Source organism: Luteimonas sp. RC10 (assembly GCF_014192745.1).
Lineage (GTDB): Bacteria > Pseudomonadota > Gammaproteobacteria > Xanthomonadales > Xanthomonadaceae > Luteimonas.
The window spans coordinates 26,190-45,472 of the sequence record NZ_JACHYJ010000010.1 but is presented as its reverse complement, the minus strand read 5'-3'; the positions used below and the strand labels follow the sequence as shown (position 1 = coordinate 45,472).

Here is a 19,283-nt window from a genome sequence, read left to right as displayed (position 1 = left end):
CGGCGTCGTTTCGCACGGGCAACCCGCTGCCAGCGCCGGAGCAAAAAAAACCGCCGCGACAGGGCGCGGCGGCTTTCTGGAACCGGTTGCGAGCGTGGCTCAGCGCGCCCAGCGGCCAGGGCCGGTCGATTCGGGCAGCACCGAGGCCGAGAGCTTGCGGTCGTTGTTGAGCAGCCGCACGGCATCGGCCAGGATCGCCGAGGCCTCGCGCAGCAACGGGTCCGGACGCTCCTCGGCCGCCTTCTCCAGACGGGCCTGCTGCGCGATCGCACGCTCGCTCGCCTGCAGGCCGTCGTCGTCGGAGTCCTCGGCCAGCGGATCGAGCTCCAGGCCCAGCGCCTTGCGCTCTTCCTGGCGCTGCGCGCGCTTGGCGGTCTGGCGATCGCGCTCGGCGCGCCGCTCAGCCTCGTTGAGCGAGACCCACTTCTTCTCGCGCTCGGCCCGGAACTCGGCGATGTCCTCGGCCCACCACTGGAATTCCTTGTCGGTGGCGACGCGGGTGTCGTGGAGCTGTTCGAGCTGCGGCAGCAGTTCGCCGAAGTTGCCGTACTGGGTGTGCGGCACGGCGGCGATACGCGACCACGGCAGGGCGTTGTCGTAGGTGCTCTCGCCGAACTCGGTGGCATCCACCGTCACCGGGAAGTGGATGTCCGGCTCGACACCCTTGTTCTGGGTGCTGCTGCCACCCGGCAGGAAGAACTGCGCGATCGTCAGCTTGACCTGCCCGTAGCGCTTGTTCTCGTTGGCCGGCCACCGGTCCAGATCAACCAGGTTCTGCACCGTGCCCTTGCCGAACGTGGTCTCGCCGATGATCAGGCCCCGCCCGTAGTCCTGGATGGCGCCGGCGACGATTTCCGAGGCCGAGGCCGAACCGCGGTTGATCAGCACCGCCAGCGGGCCGTCCCAGGCGACGCCGGGATCGCGATCGGCCTGCACGCCGACACGGCCGCCCGACTCGCGCACCTGCACCACCGGGCCCTGGTCGATGAACAGACCGGTCAGTTCGACCGCCTCGTTCAACGATCCACCGCCGTTGTTGCGCAGGTCCAGCACCACGCCGTCGACCTTCTCTTGCTTGAACTGCTCGAGCAGGCGGGCCACATCGCGCGTCGCCGACGCGTACTCGCCGTTGCGGCTGCGACGCCCTTCGAAGTCCTGATAGAACGCCGGCAGCTTGATCACGCCGATGCGCTTGTCGACACCGCCCTCAGTCGCCGGCAGCGTCAGCGTCTCGGCCTTCGCGGCCTGCTCTTCCAGGCGCACGCGGGCGCGGGTGAGCGTGATGCGCACCGGCTCGCTGTCGAGCGTGGCCTCGGCGGGGATCACATCCAGGCGCACCTGGGTGTCCTTGGGGCCCTTGATCTTCTCGACCACGTCGTCGATGCGCCAGCCGATCACGTCCTCCATCGGCCCGTTGGTGCCCTGGCCGACGCCGACGATGCGATCGCCGGGCTTGAAGCGGTTGCTCAGCGCCGCCGGGCCACCGGCGATGACCTCGCGGATCACCACCACATCGTCCTGCTTCTGCAGCTGCGCACCGATGCCTTCGAGCGACAGCGACATGCTCTGGTTGAACAGACGCGCGGCGCGCGGGTTGAAGTAGTCGGTGTGCGGATCGATGACGCCGGTGTAGGCGTTGAGGAAGCTGCTGAACGCGTCCTCGTCGTTGTACGCGGCGACCGTGTTCGCCTGGTTGAGATAGCGCCGATCGAGCGTCTTGCGGATCTCGTCAGGCTGCTTGCCGGCCAGCTTCAGGCGCAGCCAGTCGTTGCGCACCGACTGCCGCCACAGCGCGTCGAGCTCGGCGCCGTCGGCCGCCCACGCAGCGTCCTTGCGGTCGTATTCCCAGCGGTCGTTACCGCTGAAGTCGAAAATGTCCTGCGACAGCAGGTTGCGGGCCTGCGCGGTGCGCTCGGCGACGCGGGTCTTGAACAGTGCGAAGATCTCCAGCGCCGGCGCGATGTCGCCGTCGCGCACCGCCGCGCCCATCTTCGGCCGCAACGCCTCGAAGCGCGTGATGTCCTGCTGGGTGAAGAAGACCTTGCCCGGATCCAGATTCTCGAAGTACCGGTCGAAGATCTCGCTTGACATGCCCGCATCGAGCGGACGCGGCCGGTAGGCGTAGCGACTGTCGGACAGCAACCCGTAGACGAGCTTGGACGCCGCGACCTGGTCCACGTTCGGCGTCGCCGGGACCTCGGCGATGGCGTCGGGCCTGGCCATCAGCGCCAACGGCACCGCCAGCGCCAGGGCGATCAGTGAGCCGGAAACGACACGGGAAGCTTTCATTCGGTGTCCTGCGCTGCGGGTTCGGGAAATCATGGACAGGTCGTCGAGCCTGTCGCGTGAATAGACGTGATGACAGTGCCGAAAGTTGCATGTCCGATGCAAGCCGGACGCGCGATTCGTTGTGTTGCGGACACGCTGCGCCCCGCCGGGGGCCGGCGTTCACCCGTTCGTCAGGCTCGGCGCCGCGAGCCGGGCATGGCTCAGGCGGCGACGCCGGCTTCCATCGCCTGGCGATCGGCGTGGTAGGACGAGCGCACCAGCGGGCCGGAGGCGACGTGGCTGAAACCCAGCGCCATGCCGTAATCCTCGAGGGCCTTGAACTCGTCGGGGGTCCAGTAGCGCAGCACGGGATGGTGGTGCGCGGAGGGCTGCAGATACTGCCCGATGGTGACCATGTCCACGTCGTGCGCGCGCAGGTCGCGCAGCGTGCCCTGCACCTGCTCCATGGTCTCGCCCAGGCCGAGCATGATGCCCGACTTGGTCGACACGTCCGGGTGCTGGGCCTTGAACTTCTGCAGCAGGGTCAGCGACCACTGGTAGTCGGCGCCGGGCCGGACATTGCGATACAGGTCCGGCACGGTCTCCACATTGTGGTTGAACACGTCCGGCGGATCGGTCCGCAGGATCTCCAGCGCGCGCTCCATGCGGCCCTTGCCGCGGAAGTCGGGCGTGAGGATCTCGATGCGGATGTGCGGCGACTGCGCGCGGACTTCGCGGATGCAGTCGACGAAATGCTGGGCCCCGCCGTCGCGCAGGTCGTCGCGGTCGACCGAGGTGATCACCACGTACTTCAGCCCCATGTCGGCGATCGTGTTCGCCAGGTTCCGCGGCTCCGAAGCATCCGGCGGCTTGGGCCGGCCGTGGGCGACGTCGCAGAAGGAGCAACGGCGGGTGCAGACCTCGCCCAGGATCATGAACGTCGCGGTGCCGTGGCCGAAGCACTCATGGATGTTCGGGCAGCTGGCTTCTTCGCAGACCGTGACCAGCCGGTTCTCGCGCAGCTTCGACTTGAGCGCAGCGACCGCGCCGTTGGACGGGATGCGCACGCGGATCCACGAGGGCTTGCGCAGCACCGGCGCCTGCGCGAACTGCACCGGCGAACGGGCGATCTTGTCGCCAGCCACCTGCTTGACGCCGGTCTCCAGCGATGCCGGCGGCGCGGACACCACCTGCAGCGGAATCGATTTGTCGGCGGTCTGGGTCATGGCGAAGGCATTGCGCGGATCGGACCGCCATTGTAGGCCCCTGCCCCCGCAGTGTCTGCCGCAGGCAGGAGACGCTGCGTGTCAGCGGGGCAGCGGCACGGCCTCGGGAAGCGCCGGAGCCGGCGCGTCCGACAGAACCAGGCCGAACTGCTGCGCCAAATGCGCCAGCAACACCGGCGCGACCGCGTCGGTCGAGGCACTGCCGCCCAGATCGGCCAGCGAGACCACCTGCAGGCCCTGGTAGCCGCAGGGATTGATCCGCTGGAACGGTTCGAGGTCCATCGCGACGTTGAATGCAAGGCCATGGAAGGTGCGACCGCGCCGGACGCGGATGCCGAGCGCGGCGATCTTGGCGCCGGCGACATAGACGCCGGGCGCGCCTTCGCGGCGCACCGCCTCGATGTTCCAGTCGGCCAACGTGTCGATGACCGCCTGCTCGATCCGGCAGACGTACTCGCGCACGCCGACCTTCAGCCGCGGCAGATCCAGCAGCGGGTAGACCACCAGTTGGCCGGGGCCGTGATAGGTCACCTGTCCGCCGCGGTCGACCTGGACGACCGGAATGTCGCCCGGCGCCAGTACGTGCTCGGGCTTGCCGGCCTGGCCGAGAGTGAACACCGGGTCGTGCTCGACGACCCACAGCTCATCGTCGGTGCTCGCGTCGCGGGCATCGGTGAAGCGCTGCATGGCCTGCCAGACCGGGATATAGGCCTGGCGCCCGAGCCGGCGCACGGACGCAGGCAGCGGCGACGACGCGTCGGTCATGCCCACCCTCCCGCGAACGCCGGCACCAGCCCGCCCCGCGGCACGGACGCCCCGTCCAGGAACGCGCACAGGGTCCTGGCAACCGGGTCGTCGCCGGCCCGCTCGAGTTGGGCCAGCGCGCGGTGGTCGGTCTGGAGCTCGGCGAACGCCAGCGCCTCGCCGTCTTCGGGCGGCGCCTCGGCCCAGGCCATCGGGCAGTCCGGCAGCAGCGGCGCGGCGCGCTCGGCGCGCACCAGCAGGCGGACTTCGCAATGCCGGGGATCGGCAGCGATCCGTGAAAACAGCGCATCGACCACGGGGGCCGGGCCCTCCAGCAATTGCATGAACAAGCCGTCGCGCAGTGCCAGCAGGCCGCCGACGCCGCGCGGCGCATTGGCCTGGCGGGCGTGCTGCAACAACGCGCGCATGTCGGACGCGGTGAACTCGTACAGCTGCCCGCTGCGATAGAGCAACTGCCGGTTCACGCGCGGGACGCCCTGCACCTGGATTGCGAGTGGGTCACAGCGTCCACTTGACCTCGGGATGCGCGCGCAAGGCCTCGTGCGCCGCGTCGTACTGCGCACGCGTCTCGGCGCGGATGCTCAGGCGCACCGACACGTAGCGCCCACCGCTCGAGGCGCGGGTGTTCACCGTCTCGTGCAGCACGGCCACGCCGGCATCGCCGAGCAGTCGCGGCAGTTCGGTCTCCAGGCCGGCATCGGCGGCGCCCATCGCGGTGAGTTCGAACACGCCCGGGAACTGGAAGCCGTGCTCGGGATTGTCTGATTTGATGTCCATCGACGGATTATCGGGGCTGCTGGGGCCGAACCCAAGCGATGGCGGTGCGAGCCCCGCCCGCAAAACCGGGGTCAGAGTGCAATTTCGCGTAGCGAAATTGCACTCTGACCCCGGTTTTATCCGGCTTCGAAGCCAAAAAAGGCCGGCATTTGCCGGCCTCTTTAGCGATCAAGTGGACTCAGGAGTTCCACCACATCAGGAATTCGTGCCACAGCCGCTTGAAGAAGCCGGCCTCCTCGACTGCCTCGAGCGCGACCAGCGGACGCTGCGCAATAACCTTGCCGTCGAGGACGACGCGCACCGTGCCGATCTGCTGGCCCTTCTCGATCGGCGCGACCAGGGTCTCGGGGATGTCCATCGACGGCTTGAGCTGCGCGTACTTGCCGCGCGGCATGCTGACCAGCATCGGCTCGGCCACGCCCAACTGCACCTCGTCGGCCTTGCCCTTCCAGACCTTCTGCGTGGAGACCGCCTTCTGGGCGTCGTAGACCGCGTGGGTCTCGAAGAAGCGGAACCCCCAGTTGAGCAACGCCAGCGAATCGGTGGCGCGCTGGGCCTCGCTCGTCGAGCCCATGACGACCGAGATCAGCCGCTGGTCGCCGCGCAGCGCCGAGGCCATCAGGCAATAGCCGGCGCCGGAGTGGTGACCGGTCTTGATGCCGTCCACGCTGTCGTCGCGCCACAGCAGCCGGTTGCGGTTGTGCTGGGTGATCGGCCCGACCGTGAATTCCTTGATCTTGTTGTGCGCGTATTCCTCGGGATAGTCGCGCACCATCGCGCGGCCCAGGATCGCCAGGTCGTGCGCGGTCGAGTAATGCTCCGGGCCGGACAGGCCGGTGGCATTGGTGAAGTGGGTGTTCTTCATGCCGATGCGTTCGGCATAGGCGTTCATCAGCTGGGCGAACGCCTCCTCGCTGCCGGCCACGTGCTCGGCCAGCGCGATCGCGGCGTCGTTGCCCGACTGCACGACCATGCCGATCTCCATGTCCAGCAGCGGCGCGCGCTGGTTCACCGGAAAGCCGCTGTAGCTGCCGTCGGTGCCCGCGCCGCCCTTGCGCCAGGCGTTCTCGCTCATCAGCACCTGATCGTCCGGCTTGACCTTGCCGGCCGCCATCTCGGCGGCGATCACGTAGCTGGTCATCACCTTGGTGATGCTGGCCGGCTCCACGCGCTGGTCGGCATTCTCGCCAGCCAGGACCTGACCGGTCGCATAGTCCATCAGCACCCAGGCCGTACCGGTCACCTCCGGCGGCGGCGGTGTGGGCAGCGCATCGCTGAGGGCAGCGCCTCCCTCGCCGGCGGCGGCCGGCGCAGGCGCCGGTGCAGGTGTCGGCCGCGGCGCGGGGTCCTGGGCGACCGCAAGGCCGACCACCGCGGTGGCCATGGCGGCCAGCAGCATGCGCGAAACGACGACAGGCACTTTCATCTGCAACGGAACTCCGGAATGCCCGCCGCGACGGCAGGCGGGGAAAATGGGAAATACTCAGTCGCGCACGACGGTCGGCGCACCGAAGCCGAGCCCGGCGACACGTGAGGTCATCTCGGCGACACGCGCGGCCTCGACCGGGCCCACGCGCAGGCGCCAGACCGGCTTGCCGGCGGCGGTGCCGTCCTCGAGCTGGGCTGCACCGATGCCGGCGCCACGCAGCGTGGCGAGCGCCCGTTCGGCATTGGCCCGGGCACCGAACGCCGCGACCTGCAGCGTGACGCCGCCCGACACCGGCGCTGCGGCCGCATGCGTGGGCGCGGGCGTCGGCGCAGCGGTGGCCGGGACCGGCGCTGCTGCGGGCACGGTCGCGGCCGCAACGGCGCCGTTGATCGGAACCTGGCGTCCGTTCTCGAGCTTGAGCCCGCGCGCGGCGAGCCAGGCATCGAAATCGTCGGCGGTCATGACCTTGCCGTTCTGATACATGTTGAACCGCCCGTCCGCCGCGCTGGGCTGCGGCAGCGGCGCGGGGCGCTCGCCGGCACGCGCGCTGGCGATCGGCAGGGCCTCGACGATGGCATCGATCGTGCTCGCCGCCTGCGGCGCTGCCGGGCGCGGCGTGGCCGTAGCGACCGTGGCAGCGGGTGCGGCCGTGGGCGCCTGTGCAACGGCGCGGTAGTCGTGGCGTGCGTTCTCGCCCGGGCTCAGCGCGCGGACTTCGACCCGGCCGGTGCCGGCCGGATGGATGCCGATCTTCACCGCGGCGGCATAGCTCAGGTCGACGACGCGACCGTCATGGAACGGGCCGCGATCGTTGACCCGCACCACCACCGACTGTCCGGTGTCGAGGTTGGTCACCCGCGCAAAGCTGGGCAGCGGCAGCGACTTGTGCGCCGCGGTGAACGCGTACATGTCATAGACCTCGCGATTGGAGGTCAGCCGGCCATGGAACTTGGCGCCGTAGTACGAGGCGGTGCCGGTCTCAACGAATTCGCTGTGGTCGTCGAGCACGCGGTAGGTCTTTCCGAGCACCTGGTAGGGGCTGCGGTTGCCGATCTCCGAACGCGGCAGGTCGACGACCTCCGGCTCGGGAATCGCATCGACGTTGGGCAGGTAGTCGGGCAGGCTGTCGGGGACACCGGGCTTGTAAAGGCCGCCTGCGGTGTAGTGCCCGCGGGTCCGGGGATCCTCCTGCGCCGGCGCGTACGGCGACACCCGACGTGCGCCATGCGCAGACGATGCGGCACTCGCCGGCGTGCCGACCCGCTCGCCGCCGGAGGCGGCCACTGGCTTCTTGGGCGCGCCCGCGCAGCCGGCGAGCATCAGCAGGGCGGCCGCCGGCAGCAGCCAGCGGATCACGGACCGACCCCCGCCCGGATCGCCTGCGCCAGCTGGTGCACCGACAGCGAGTACATCGGCGAGCGGTTGTAGCGGGTGATCACGTAGAAGTTGCGGTAGGCCAGCCAGTACTCGGCGCCCGCCTCGCCGTCCAGCGACAGCAGCGTGCCGCCCTCGGCGGTGGGCTCGCCGGGGAGCGGCGTGTAGCCGCGCGCGGCAAGATCGGCCAGCGGATACACCGGCTCCCAGTTCTCGGGCTTGAAGTCGGCGGCGCCATCGGCGCGCTGCGCGCGCGCGACCACCGGCCCGCCGCGCTGCCAACCGTGTACGACGAAGTAGTTGGCGATCGAGGCGAACACGTCGGGCTTGTGGGTCAACAGGTCGCGACGGCCGTCGCCATCACCGTCCTTGGCCCACAGCCGGTAGCTCGACGGCATGAACTGCCCCATGCCCATCGCGCCGGCATAGCTGCCCTTGAGCTCGCCGATCTCAAGCTGCGGCTCGGCCTTCTGCAACGCGAACAGCTGCGCCAGTTCGCCAGCGAAGAACGGCGCGCGCGGCGGGTAATCGAACGCCAGAGTGTAGAGCGCGTCGAGCACTTTCCAGTTGCCGGTCACCCGACCGTAGCTGGTTTCCACGCCGATGATCGCGACGATGTACTCGGCCGGCACGCCGCTGTCGGCGGCCACGCGCTCGAGCGCTTCGCGGTTGTCGCGATAGAACGCCACGCCGCCATCGATGCGCGCGGGGTTGATGAAGATCGGCCGGTAATCGCGCCAGGGCCGCACGGCCTCGGCCGGGCGGCTGATCGCATCGAGGATCTTCTGCTGGACCTGGGCCTGCGCCAGCGCGGCGCGGATGCGCGCCGGATCGACCCCGTAGGTCGTGGCCGTATACTGGACGAAATTCTCCACGCGCTGGGCGCGCGGGATCGCCGGGTCGGTCACCGATGGCGGCGCGACCGGCCGTTCCGGCGGCTGCGGCACCGAAGGCAGCAGCGCACCTTCCGGGCGTCCGGGCTCGGCCAGCGGCGTGACCGCGTGATAGTCGTCGGCCTGGGCATCGGCGTGATTGGCAGGCGTCGCGCAGGCCGCCAATGCGAATGGCAGCGCGGCCAGGGAGAGTCGGAAGAACGGGCGTCGGCTCATCGGCGGCGAGGGTAGCACGCGTGCACGCAACGCCAACACTGCATCGCCGCCATCGTTGTGACGCGGTCAGCGTCGCCGCAGGCCGCTCGCCTGCACCGCCATCACCACGCCGAAGCCGGCAAGCAGCGACACCGCGGCGGTCCCGCCGAAACTGAGCAGCGGCATCGGCACCCCGACCACCGGCAGCAGGCCCGAGATCATGCCGCCGTTGACGACCACGTACACCGACATCGCCAGGCCCAGGCTGCCGACCAGCAGCCGCGAGAAGCCGTCGCGCGCCTGGCTGGCGATCCACAGGCAGCGACCGATCACGAACAGGTAGAGCGCCAGTACGACCACGACCCCGAGCCAGCCGAACTCCTCGCTGAGCACCGCGAACACGAAGTCGGTCGTGTGCTCGGGCACGTAGTTGAGATGGGATTGCGAACCGTCGCCCCAGCCCTGCCCGGTCAAGCCGCCCGAGCCGATGGCGATCCGCGACTGGATGATGTTCCAGCCCGTGCCCAGCGGGTCAGACTCGGGATCGAGGAAGGTCAGGATGCGGTCCTTCTGGTAGGGCTGCAGGTACCAGAACCAGGCCGCGGGCGCGCCCACCGCGGCGACCGCGGCGCCGCCGACGAACCACCACCACGACAGGCCCGCCAGGTACAGCGCGAACGCGCCGCCCGAGGCGACCAGGACCGCGGTGCCCAGATCGGGCTGCAGCAGCACCAGGCCGGTGGGCAAGCCGATGATCGCGGCCGCAACCGCGATCGCGCCCAGTCGCGGCGGCGTGGGCTGCTGTCCCAGCCACCAAGCCGCCATCATCGGCAGCGAGAGCTTCATCAACTCGGCCGGCTGCACATAGAACACGCCCAGGTTGAGCCAGTGCTGGCCGCTGCGCCCGGTGCCCAAGAACAGCACCGCGATCAACGGCAGCAGCGAGGCGGCATAGGCCAGCGGCGTGAAGCGTCGCAACTGCACGGCCGGAATCCGCGACAGCAGCCACATCGCGCCCAGACCCACGGCGTAGCGCCCGGCCTGGGAGCCGACCATCGCCATGTTCTTGCCGCTGGCGCTGTGCAGCACCGCCAGCCCGATGCCCATCAGCGCCACCAGCGCCGCCAGCAACGGCCAGTCGAGCGTACGCGTGAAGCGCAGCCACAGGTCCAGCAACCAGCGCAGGATCACCTTCATCGCCGCGCCTCCGCCGGCGCAGGCGCAGGCGCAGGCAACGCAACTGCGCCCGGCGGCACCGTGCGCACGCCGTCGACGACGCCCTCGAACGAGACCTCGCGTGCCGGTGTGGCGCCAGGCGCGGCGGCGACGACCGCGGCCGGGGCCCCGGTCACCGGATCCACTTCGACCTCCGGCATCGTGCCCAGCAGCCAGGCATCGAAGATCCGGCGCGCGATCGGCGCGGCCGCTGTGCCGCCGTAACCGCCATGCTCGACGGTCACCGCGACGGCGATGGTCGGATCCTCGGCCGGCGCATAGCCGACGAACAAGGCCTGGTGGCGCAGGTGGTAAGGCAGCGCACGCGGATCGAGGCTGGCGTTGCCGCGGCGGCTCACGCGCTGCGCGGTACCGGTCTTGCCGGCCATGCGGTACTGCGCGCCGCGCGCCATCGCGGTTGCCGACCCGCGGCCATGGATCGTGTTCATCATCCCCTCCTGCACGGCGCGCAGGTGGTCGGGGCGATCGGTGATGCGCTCACCCGGCGGGCGCGCGATCGGCCGCCACGGCGCATCGAAGCCGTCGCGGCGCTCGGCCGCCAGGTGCAAGGTGTTGAGCACGCCGCCGTTGGCGATCGCAGACGTGCCGCGCGCCAGTTGCAGCGCGGTCGCGATCCAATAGCCCTGACCGATGCCGGCGATGACTGTTTCGCCCGCGTACCAGGGCTCCTTGCTGCGCTGGGCCTTGTAGCGCGGCGACGGCACCACGCCGGGGTTCTCGCCCAGCAGGTCGATGCCGGTGGGCCGACCGAAGCCGTAGCGCGTCATGTACTGGTCGAAGCGCTCGATGCCCATCTCGTAGGCGAGCTGGTAGTAGTAATAGTTGACCGACCGGGAGATCGAATCGCGCAGGTCGGTCCAGCCGCCACCGCGTCCGGCGTCGCGGTAACCGCGCCGCTGGCCGGGGATGAAGAACTCGCCGGTGGAGAACACCCGGTACTCGGGCGTGCGCAGGCCGCTGTCGAGGCCGGCGAGCGCGACCAGGGGCTTGATCGTCGAGCCCGGCGGGCCGCCACCGAGCACGTTGCGGTTGAACAGCGGCCGCGCCGGATCGTCCATCAGCCGACGGTAGTCGGTATGCGAGATGCCGTTGACGAACAGGTTGGGATCGAAGCTCGGCAGGCTGACCATGCCCAGGATCAGGCCGGTCTTGGGCTCGACCGCGACCGCCGAGCCGTGCAGGCCGCCGAAGGCGAGCACCATCGCGCGCTGCAGCTCGGCATCGATGCTCAGCCGCAGATCGGTGCCCGCGGTCGCCGGCACCAGGCCGAGCCGGCGCAGCGCGCGGCCCTCCACGTTGGTCTCGACCTGTTCGTAGCCGATCTTGCCGCGCAACTGCTCGTCGTAGTACCGCTCCAGCCCGGTCCGCCCGGTCTGCGGGAACAGCAGATGCGCCTGGCCGTAGCGCTCGATGTCGCTGTCGTCGGTGCGGCCGACATAGCCGACCACGTGCGCGAACAGGTCGCCGTAAGGGTAGTGGCGGTTGAGATAGGGCACGACTTCCACGCCCGGGAAGCGCCAGCGGTCGATCGCAAAGCGCGCCATCTCGTCCTCGCTGATGCGCAGCTTCAGCGTCACCGGCCGGAACCCGCGCTGCGCCTTGCGCTCGCGCTCGAAGCGCGCGATGTCGTCGGGCGACAGGGCGATGATGCGCGACAGGTCGGCGACCAGTTGCCGGGGGTCGCCGGCCTCCTCGGGCGTGACATCGAGCCGGTAGGCCTGCTCGTTGCTGGCCAGGATGCGGCCTTGCCGGTCGTAGATCAGCCCGCGACCCGGCACCACCGGACGCGGCTTGATGCGATTGGCCTCCGAGCGTTTGGCGTAGACCTCATGGTCGATCACCTGCAGCTTGAAGTACCAGCCGGCGAGCACCGCGAGCGCGGCCACGACCAGCACGAAGCCCAGCAATGCACGACGCGCGAACGCCGCGGCCTCGGCGGCGTTGTTGCGGACATTCGAACGACGACGCCCGGCCATATGCGGTCAGGTCCGGCGCCCGAAGCGCAGTGCGTCCATGACCAGGTACAGCGGCGCCCACAGCAGCATGCCCAGCAGCGGTGCGATCCAGTACGTCCAGGGCAGCTGCGGCAGGCCCAGGGCGCCGTGGATCGCGGCACTGACGATGCGGTCGTTGAGCAGCAGCCCGCCGACCGCGGCCGCCTGCTGGGCGACCGGGAAAAAGCGCAGCTGCGAGCGGAAGCGCTGCAGGATGAAGCTCATCACCACCAGTCGCAGCGCTTGCTCGCCCAGCAGACCGCCGAACGCGAGATCGGAGATCAGGCCGACCGAGAACGCCAGGCCCAGGCCCGCGCGGTCGGGGTCCTCGATCACCCAGTAGGCGACCACCAGCGCCAGCCAGAACGGGCGCAGCGGCTGCAGGCCGGCCGGCAGCGGCAGCAGGCCGAGCAGCATCGCGGCCAGCAGGCTCACCGGCAGCAACCAGCGTTTGCGACGGCGGATCATGGCGTGGGCCTCTGGACAGGCGGTGCGGGCTCGGTCGCGGCCGGCGTCGCCGCGGCTGCGCCGTCCACCGCGCCAGTCTGCGCACCGTCTGTGGCGGCCTCGGCAGCGGCGGCTTCCGCCCTGGCGCGCGCTGCGGCCTCGCGCTCGGCCGCGGCCGCATCCAGGTCGGCGGTGGTCACCGGCACAACCTCGTCGCGCAGCAGCAACACGTCGCGGCCGCGGTCGAACTGCGCGGCCGGTGTCAGGCGGCCGATCAGGAATGCGCGGCTGTCGTCGGGCTCGAGCGAGGCGATCGTGCCGACCGGGAACCCCGGCGGGAACCGGCCGCCCAGCCCCGAGGTGACCAGCGCATCGCCGACCTGGACATCGGCCGACAGCGGCACGTTGCGCAGCAGCAGCGCATCGGCATGCCCGCTGCCGTAGGCGACCAGGCGCACGCCATTCCGCGCCACGACCACCGGCACCGCATGTTCGAGATCGGTCACCAGCAGCACGGTCGCGGTGGTGGACGTCGTCGCGATGACCTGCCCGAGCAGGCCGCCGGCGTCGATGACGCTCTGTCCGGTGCGCACGCCGTTGCGGGTCCCCGCATCGAGCAGCAGCCGCTGCCGCGTCGGATCCTGGTCGACGTCGAGGACCGGCGCCAGTTGCACGTCCAGATTGCCCTGCCCGACCGCGCCGAGCAGGCGCCGCAGGCGGGCGTTCTCGGTCGCCTCGACCCGCAGGCGGGCCTGGCGGGCGTTGAGTACCAGCAGTTCGTTGCGCAGCCGGCGGTTGTCCTCGGCCAGTTGGGAGCGGGTCGCCGCGTCGTTGCGCATGCTCGTGCCCAGACGCGAGGGCAGGCCGGCCAGCCACCACAGCGGCTGGACGATGACCGCCGCCTGGTGCCTGGCCTCCGACAGCCAGCTACCGCGGTGGTCCATGACGATCAGCACGCACGACAGCGCCAGGTAGGCCAGCAGCCGCAGCGTGCCGGACACGTCGCCAGATCGGGGAGCCGGTGAGCTGGAAGACGACATCGGGCGTGTTGTCCTGATGGGAGTCGATCGTCAGTCCCGCGGCGACGGGACGCCAGCGACCTGGGACCGGGCGGACGGCGGGGCGGGCCCCTCATGCCTGCAGCGAGGACGGGACACCAGCTCCTCGACCGCCGGCACTGCCGATGGCGCCGCGCGGTCAGTCGGCGAAGAACTCGTTGCCGTGCAGGTCCAGCAATTCCAGCGCCCGGCCGCCGCCCCGCGCGACGCAGGTCAGCGGGTCCTCGGCGACCTGCACGTGCAGGCCGGTGGCCTCGCTGATCAGGCGGTCGAGGTCGCGCAGCAGCGCGCCGCCGCCGGTCAGCACGATGCCACGCTCGGCGACGTCGGCGCACAGCTCGGGCGGCGTCTGCTCGAGCGCCTGCTTGACCGCCTCGACAATGCCCGACAGCGGCTCGCGCAGCGCGTCGAGCACCTCGTTGGAGCTGATCGTGATGACCTTGGGCACGCCCTCGGCCAGGTGCCGGCCGGAGACCTCGATCTCGACCACGGGCTCCTGCTGGTAGGCGCAGCCGATCTCGAGCTTGATCCGCTCTGCGGTCGCATCGCCGATCAGCATGCCGTGGTTGCGGCGCACGTAGTTGATGATCGACTCGTCGAACCGGTCGCCGCCGATGCGGGCCGACTGCGAGTAGACGATGCCGTTGAGCGCGATGACCGCGACCTCGGTGGTGCCGCCGCCGACGTCGACCACCATCGAGCCGCGCGCCTCGGTCACCGGCATGCCGGCACCGATCGCAGCCGCCATCGGCTCTTCGATCAGCGACACCTCGCGGGCACCGGCCTCGAGCGCCGAATCCTTGATCGCACGCTTCTCGACCTGGGTCGAGCCGGCGGGCACGCAGATCAGCACGCGGGGGCTCGGGCGCAGGAAACGCGACTTGTGCACCTTCTTGATGAAGTGCTTGAGCATCTCCTCGGTGTAGGTGAAGTCGGCGATGACGCCGTCCTTCATCGGGCGATGCGTGGTGATGTTGCCCGGCGTCCGGCCGAGCATCTGCTTGGCCTCGGCGCCGACCGCCGCGACCACCTTCTGGCCGGCGGTCCGGTCCTGGCGCACGGCCACGACCGACGGCTCATTGAGCACGATGCCCTGGCCGCGGACGAAGATCAGCGTGTTGGCGGTGCCCAGGTCGATGGACAGGTCGTTGGAAAACAGGCCGCGGAACTTCTTGAACATCGGAAAAGGGCGTCCGTCAGAGGGGGCGACACAAGCGCGCTAGCCTAGCAAAAAAGCCGGTCACCCGCGGCGCCCCGAACGCCCCGTATGGCGCCCGTCCAGACAGCCCGATCGCGCTTCCCGCAGGGCGTTCCCCCGCGGCGGCGCCGGCCTGGGCCGCCCCTGGCCGGCCCGCATCGGGCCCGGCGTGCGCCGGGTTAACGTAAACTAACCGGCCTTCGACGATGACGAGTTGCGCGCGATGTCTGCATTGATCTGCGGTTCCCTGGCCTACGACACCATCATGGTGTTTCCGGACCAGTTCAAGAACCACATCCTTCCGGACAAAGTGCACATCCTGAACGTCTCGTTTCTGGTGCCGCGCATGCGCCGCGAGTTCGGCGGCTGCGCCGGCAACATCGCCTACAACCTGAAGCTGCTCGGCGGCCACCCGATCCCGATGGGCACCGTGGGCCAGGATTTCGGCCCTTATCGCGAATGGTTCACCGAACTGGGCATCACGCTCGACTATGTGCGCGAGATCCCCGAGCTGTTCACGCCCCAGGCGTTCATCACCACCGACCACGACAACAACCAAATCACCGCCTTCCACCCGGGCGCGATGATGCGCAGCCACGAGAACCACGTGAAGGACGTGCCCGGGGTGACCATCGGCCTGGTCGGTCCCGACGGCCGCGAGGGCATGCTGCAGAACGCACGCGAGTTCGCCGAGGCCGGCACTCCGTTCGTCTTCGACCCGGGCCAGGCGATGCCGCTGTTCAACGGCGACGAGCTGCGCCAGTTCATCGAGCTGGCGGACTATGTGATCGTCAACGACTACGAGTCCAACCTGCTGCAGGAGCGCACCGGCTGGGACGAGACGGTCATCGCCGGCAAGGTGCGCGCCTACATCTGCACGCGCGGCCCCAAGGGCGTGGTGATCCATGCCGAGGGCCAGAGCCACGACGTGCCGCCCGCGCACGAGCGCCGCGTGACCGACCCGACCGGCTGCGGCGATGCCTTCCGCGCCGGCCTGCTGTTCGGCATCGACAAGGGCTACGACTGGCTGACCATCGGCCGCATCGGCAACCTGATGGGCGCGCTGAAGGTCGAGCATCCCGGTACCCAGAACCAGCGCTTCGACTACGAAGAGTTCTCGCTGCAGTTCCGGCAGCAGTTCGGCTACTCGCTGGAGAGCAAGGGCGGCTGAGCCCGGAGGCGCCGCGCGGCGGCGTAGAGCGCCCCGCAAACCTCGCCTCGCCGCGCTTGCGGTCGCCGCGTCCGATCAGTCCGCGCTTGCGGGCGCGTCGGACGCGGACGGCTGCCAGTAGCTGCTGAAGTGCGGATGCTGGTAGACCTTGGGGATCCGGACACGCACCGGCGAGCGCAAGACCCGGCCCGGCGTGTCGGTCGCGACAATCGCCTGCTGCTGTGGAAACAGGAACACGCACAGCCCATCGAGGGCGGTATCGAATCGGATCGGATGGCGCCGGCCATCGATCATCGCGTCCGGCTGGTCGGCGTACTCGATCGGCTGGATGCGCCCGCGATCCAGGCACTGCCCATCATGGTTCATCCAGAATGCCTCGTGCCTTTCGGCATCCGTCGGATCGATGACCGAGGTCTCGGTCAGATCAAAGTTGATGCGCATGTCGCGCGCGCCTGTGGCCTCCGGTGTCCGCACCCAGACCAGCAACGATGTCGGGCGATAGCCGTCGATATGGGGTACCGGCAGGCGCAGCACACCACGTGCATCGGGCGCGACGCCACGCACGTCCAGATTGCGCCAACGCGTCCCGCGCAGGCCAGCGGCACGGTTCTTGGCATACGACACCGACACCGGCGGACGGCCATGCGGTTGCCGCCCCAGCGTCACGCCTGGCGGCAGCGTGACCACAATCTGACCGTAGCCGGGCATCGCCAGGTAGGCGTCCGATTCCACCGTGCGCACCTGATGATCGAGTTGCGGACTGCCGAAACCGTCGTTGAACGTCGACACGTTCTGTGGAAATTCGAGGATGGAACTGCACCCGGACATCACCCCCAGCAGCATGGCGGCGCCTGGAAGACACCGCCGCGAGGCACGACGCAGAGGGTTCACTTCGAATCGCATTGCCGACGGTCACCTTTACGGGCTGCCTGCATGACAAAGGCAGCCGTGCAGCGGCGTGAAGCGTACCGGAATCGGCCACGGGCGACGTCAGCTGCTCCCGAGCGCCGTTCAAAACTTGCGCCAGGACACCAGGCAGGGCACCGGCGCTGTGCTCCCCTAGGGCGATGACCCGCCGTGACACGCGATCCATGCCAGGTAGGCGTCCAGCCAGCTCTGCATGAAGTCGCGGCTGGCCGCACCGAAGCCGCCATCCTCGTCGAAAACTCCATCCTTGGCATGCAGAAAGACCTCCGGCTGTCCGAGGGTCGGCATGTCGAGATAGGCGAGGATGTTGCGCAGATGCTGCTGGGCAAGCGCGGAGCCGATGCTGCCGATCGAGGCCCCGACCACACCAGCCGGCTTGCCGGCCCACACGCTCTGGCCGTAGGGCCGCGAGCCATGGTCGATGGCATTTTTCAGCACGCCGGGCACCGATCGGTTGTACTCGGGCGTCACGAACAGCACCGCGTCGGCGCCGCGCACCGCGTCGCGCAGGCGCACGACGGCTGGCGCGGGCGCATCGTCGTCGTCCTGGTTGTAGAGCGGCAGATCGCCGATCTCCACATGCACGAACGCGGCGCGGTCCGCCGCGAGGCGTTCCAGGGCGTGGGCCAGGCGACGGTTGATCGACGCCTTGCGCAGGCTGCCGACGAGCACGGCGATTCTGGGTGCGGGCATGGTGGCGAACTCCTTGTGGATGAAAGGGCACGACTGGGCATCGGCGACCGATGCCTCCACACCATGCACCACGCAGGCGGGGATCAGGATGAAACGAACAACTGGCCAGGCGCCCACCCGCCAGGCAGGCCAAGCGAAGCGTCGACAACCGGCCAGCGGCACCGTGCGCAACCAAGGCCAGCCCTTCGCGCACCGTCAGGACGCCGACGCAGGCTCAAGTTCACCGCTGCCCAGCCGCTGGTACTAAGCTGTCGCCGTCCAATCGGCCGGGGCAGGACTGCCCGTCCTGACATCCAGACGCGCGCGCCGAAGGGGGAACTTCGGCGTCCCATTCAGCGGATGCGGCGCGCAGACCTGCGGCCAGTCTTCGCCCTTGTTCCGACTTCGAGCGCCTTATGATCGCCAAGCTTCTCGTCGGCATGCTGTGTGCCTACCTGTTGAGCTTTTCAGTGTTGTTCCTGCTCATCGGCAGGCGCCTGGGCCGCGACAAGATGGGGACAGATGCGTTCGCCGTGGGCAACCTGATCCTCGGTGCTGCCTACGTGCTGCAGTTGCTCGAAGGGTCGGTGGGGCGCAGCTGGATGGGCGTGGTCAATCACGCGCTCACGCTCGGCGCGCTGCTGGCCTACAGCGTGGGCGGTCTGCGCTTCTTCGACCGACCGACACCGCTGGTTCGGCCGTTGGCCGCGCTCGTGCTGGGCTATGCAGCCGTGCAGATCCTGGTGGCGTGGGCCTGGGGACCGGTCGCCCGCTACGCACTGCTGTCAGCGGCCTGCGCCCTGTGGTTCGGCGGCATGGTGGTCGTGCTGGTCGCGGGCCTGCGGACGTTCGCGCGCGATCTCCGCGCCGAGGCGCTGCTGCTGGCCGGGCTGATCGGCGGCATCGGTGTGCTGAATGCGATCAAACTGACCAAGTTGCTGGCCGGCGGCCTGGCGACGCTGCACATGGATGGCCACTTCCAGGTGGCCTTCTATGTCTACATGTGTTCGCTGGCGACCATCATTCCGCCATTTATCGTCTGGCTGGTGCTGCGTCGCCTGACCGACCGGCTTGGCGACATGGCAGCGCGCGATCCACTGACGCAGTTGCTCAACCGCCGCGGCTTGAGCGAAGCGCTCAAGCTGCAACCGCCGCATCCGAACGGTGCTCGCCTGCTGCTGATCGATCTCGATCACTTCAAGCGCATCAACGACCGATACGGTCACCACACGGGCGACGCCGTGCTCTGCGCCATCAGCGATGTCCTGCGCGGGGCCGTCCGCACGGAGGATCTGGTGTGCCGGATGGGCGGGGAAGAGTTCGCCGTCGTCTGTCCAGGCGCCGACGAGGCCACCGCGGGCTGCGTGGCCGAGCGCATCCGCCAGACCGTGGCGTCGACGATCCTGCGCCAGGCACCGGATGGCGAGGCCTTGCACTGCACCGTCACTGTGGGCATCTCCGGACGCTTCGACGACGAAGCCTCGCTGGAGCAGGCGATGCAGGTAGCGGACGCGGCGCTCTATCGCGGCAAGCACGCGGGGCGCAACCGGGTGGAATGGGGCGACACGGCCACAAACCAGAACCGGGGTCAGCGTGCAATTTCTGAAGTGCCAGCGCTTGCCGGGGTCACTTGTGATCCCTGACTGGCGACGA

Annotated in this window: 17 protein-coding genes; 2 read left to right on the top strand and 15 right to left on the bottom strand. The window is 69.4% G+C overall.

Annotated elements, in window-relative coordinates; genetic code table 11:
* Positions 1-99 precede the first annotated feature (99 nt).
* The 13 genes from FHW73_RS16300 to FHW73_RS16240 all read right to left on the bottom strand — a co-directional run bounded on the left by FHW73_RS16300 (position 100) and on the right by FHW73_RS16240 (position 14,842).
* Complete coding sequence (locus FHW73_RS16300) at positions 100-2,289, bottom strand: carboxy terminal-processing peptidase (protein ID WP_183427816.1); 2,190 nt, start codon at positions 2,287-2,289, stop codon at positions 100-102.
* Positions 2,290-2,489: 200 nt separating this feature from the next.
* The gene (lipA, locus tag FHW73_RS16295) at positions 2,490-3,494 is read right to left on the bottom strand and encodes a lipoyl synthase (RefSeq protein WP_183427815.1); all 1,005 of its coding nucleotides are present in this window, start codon (positions 3,492-3,494) and stop codon (positions 2,490-2,492) included.
* 81 nt (positions 3,495-3,575) lie between these two features.
* Positions 3,576-4,259 (bottom strand): lipoyl(octanoyl) transferase LipB, encoded by a 684-nt coding sequence (gene lipB / locus FHW73_RS16290; protein ID WP_183427814.1) that lies wholly within the window; start codon positions 4,257-4,259, stop codon positions 3,576-3,578.
* Positions 4,256-4,723, bottom strand: coding sequence for a BLUF domain-containing protein (locus FHW73_RS16285; RefSeq protein WP_183427813.1), 468 nt, complete (start codon positions 4,721-4,723; stop codon positions 4,256-4,258). Before FHW73_RS16285 ends, lipB begins: the two co-directional genes overlap by 4 nt.
* A gap of 34 nt (positions 4,724-4,757) precedes the next feature.
* The gene (locus tag FHW73_RS16280; RefSeq protein ID WP_183427812.1) at positions 4,758-5,036 is read right to left on the bottom strand and encodes a DUF493 family protein; all 279 of its coding nucleotides are present in this window, start codon (positions 5,034-5,036) and stop codon (positions 4,758-4,760) included.
* A 178-nt stretch (positions 5,037-5,214) separates the two neighbouring features.
* Entirely contained in the window at positions 5,215-6,435 is a 1,221-nt protein-coding gene (locus tag FHW73_RS16275) for a D-alanyl-D-alanine carboxypeptidase family protein (protein ID WP_183427877.1), read from the bottom strand.
* An 84-nt stretch (positions 6,436-6,519) separates the two neighbouring features.
* The gene (locus FHW73_RS16270) at positions 6,520-7,785 is read right to left on the bottom strand and encodes a septal ring lytic transglycosylase RlpA family protein (protein ID WP_183427876.1); all 1,266 of its coding nucleotides are present in this window, start codon (positions 7,783-7,785) and stop codon (positions 6,520-6,522) included.
* Positions 7,786-7,817: 32 nt separating this feature from the next.
* Positions 7,818-8,948 carry a lytic murein transglycosylase B gene (gene mltB / locus FHW73_RS16265; protein WP_183427811.1) on the bottom strand — a complete coding sequence of 377 codons (1,131 nt, stop codon included), beginning with the start codon at positions 8,946-8,948 and terminating at the stop codon, positions 7,818-7,820.
* 66 nt (positions 8,949-9,014) lie between these two features.
* A complete protein-coding gene (gene rodA, locus FHW73_RS16260) occupies positions 9,015-10,124 on the bottom strand; it encodes a rod shape-determining protein RodA (protein ID WP_183427810.1) in 1,110 nt (369 codons plus the stop codon).
* Complete coding sequence (mrdA, locus tag FHW73_RS16255; protein WP_183427809.1) at positions 10,121-12,139, bottom strand: penicillin-binding protein 2; 2,019 nt, start codon at positions 12,137-12,139, stop codon at positions 10,121-10,123. The genes rodA and mrdA overlap by 4 nt, the downstream gene beginning before the upstream one ends.
* Positions 12,140-12,145: 6 nt before the next feature.
* Positions 12,146-12,625, bottom strand: coding sequence for a rod shape-determining protein MreD (gene mreD, locus FHW73_RS16250; RefSeq protein WP_183427808.1), 480 nt, complete (start codon positions 12,623-12,625; stop codon positions 12,146-12,148).
* Positions 12,622-13,644: a rod shape-determining protein MreC gene (mreC, locus tag FHW73_RS16245; RefSeq protein ID WP_183427807.1), complete on the bottom strand. Its 1,023-nt coding sequence runs from the start codon at positions 13,642-13,644 to the stop codon at positions 12,622-12,624. Before mreC ends, mreD begins: the two co-directional genes overlap by 4 nt.
* Positions 13,645-13,801: 157 nt before the next feature.
* A complete protein-coding gene (locus tag FHW73_RS16240; RefSeq protein WP_183427806.1) occupies positions 13,802-14,842 on the bottom strand; it encodes a rod shape-determining protein in 1,041 nt (346 codons plus the stop codon).
* A gap of 241 nt (positions 14,843-15,083) precedes the next feature.
* Between FHW73_RS16240 and FHW73_RS16235 the strand changes: the two genes are divergently transcribed.
* Entirely contained in the window at positions 15,084-16,031 is a 948-nt protein-coding gene (locus tag FHW73_RS16235) for a carbohydrate kinase family protein (RefSeq protein WP_183427805.1), read from the top strand.
* Positions 16,032-16,106: 75 nt separating this feature from the next.
* Here the strand turns inward: FHW73_RS16235 and FHW73_RS16230 are convergent, their stop codons facing one another.
* Entirely contained in the window at positions 16,107-16,874 is a 768-nt protein-coding gene (locus FHW73_RS16230; RefSeq protein WP_221187613.1) for a hypothetical protein, read from the bottom strand.
* Positions 16,875-17,090: 216 nt separating this feature from the next.
* The gene (locus FHW73_RS16225) at positions 17,091-17,651 is read right to left on the bottom strand and encodes an NAD(P)H-dependent oxidoreductase (protein ID WP_183427875.1); all 561 of its coding nucleotides are present in this window, start codon (positions 17,649-17,651) and stop codon (positions 17,091-17,093) included.
* A 512-nt stretch (positions 17,652-18,163) separates the two neighbouring features.
* Here FHW73_RS16225 and FHW73_RS16220 point away from each other — a divergent pair.
* Positions 18,164-19,273: a GGDEF domain-containing protein gene (locus FHW73_RS16220; RefSeq protein WP_345776205.1), complete on the top strand. Its 1,110-nt coding sequence runs from the start codon at positions 18,164-18,166 to the stop codon at positions 19,271-19,273.
* Positions 19,274-19,283 lie beyond the last annotated feature (10 nt).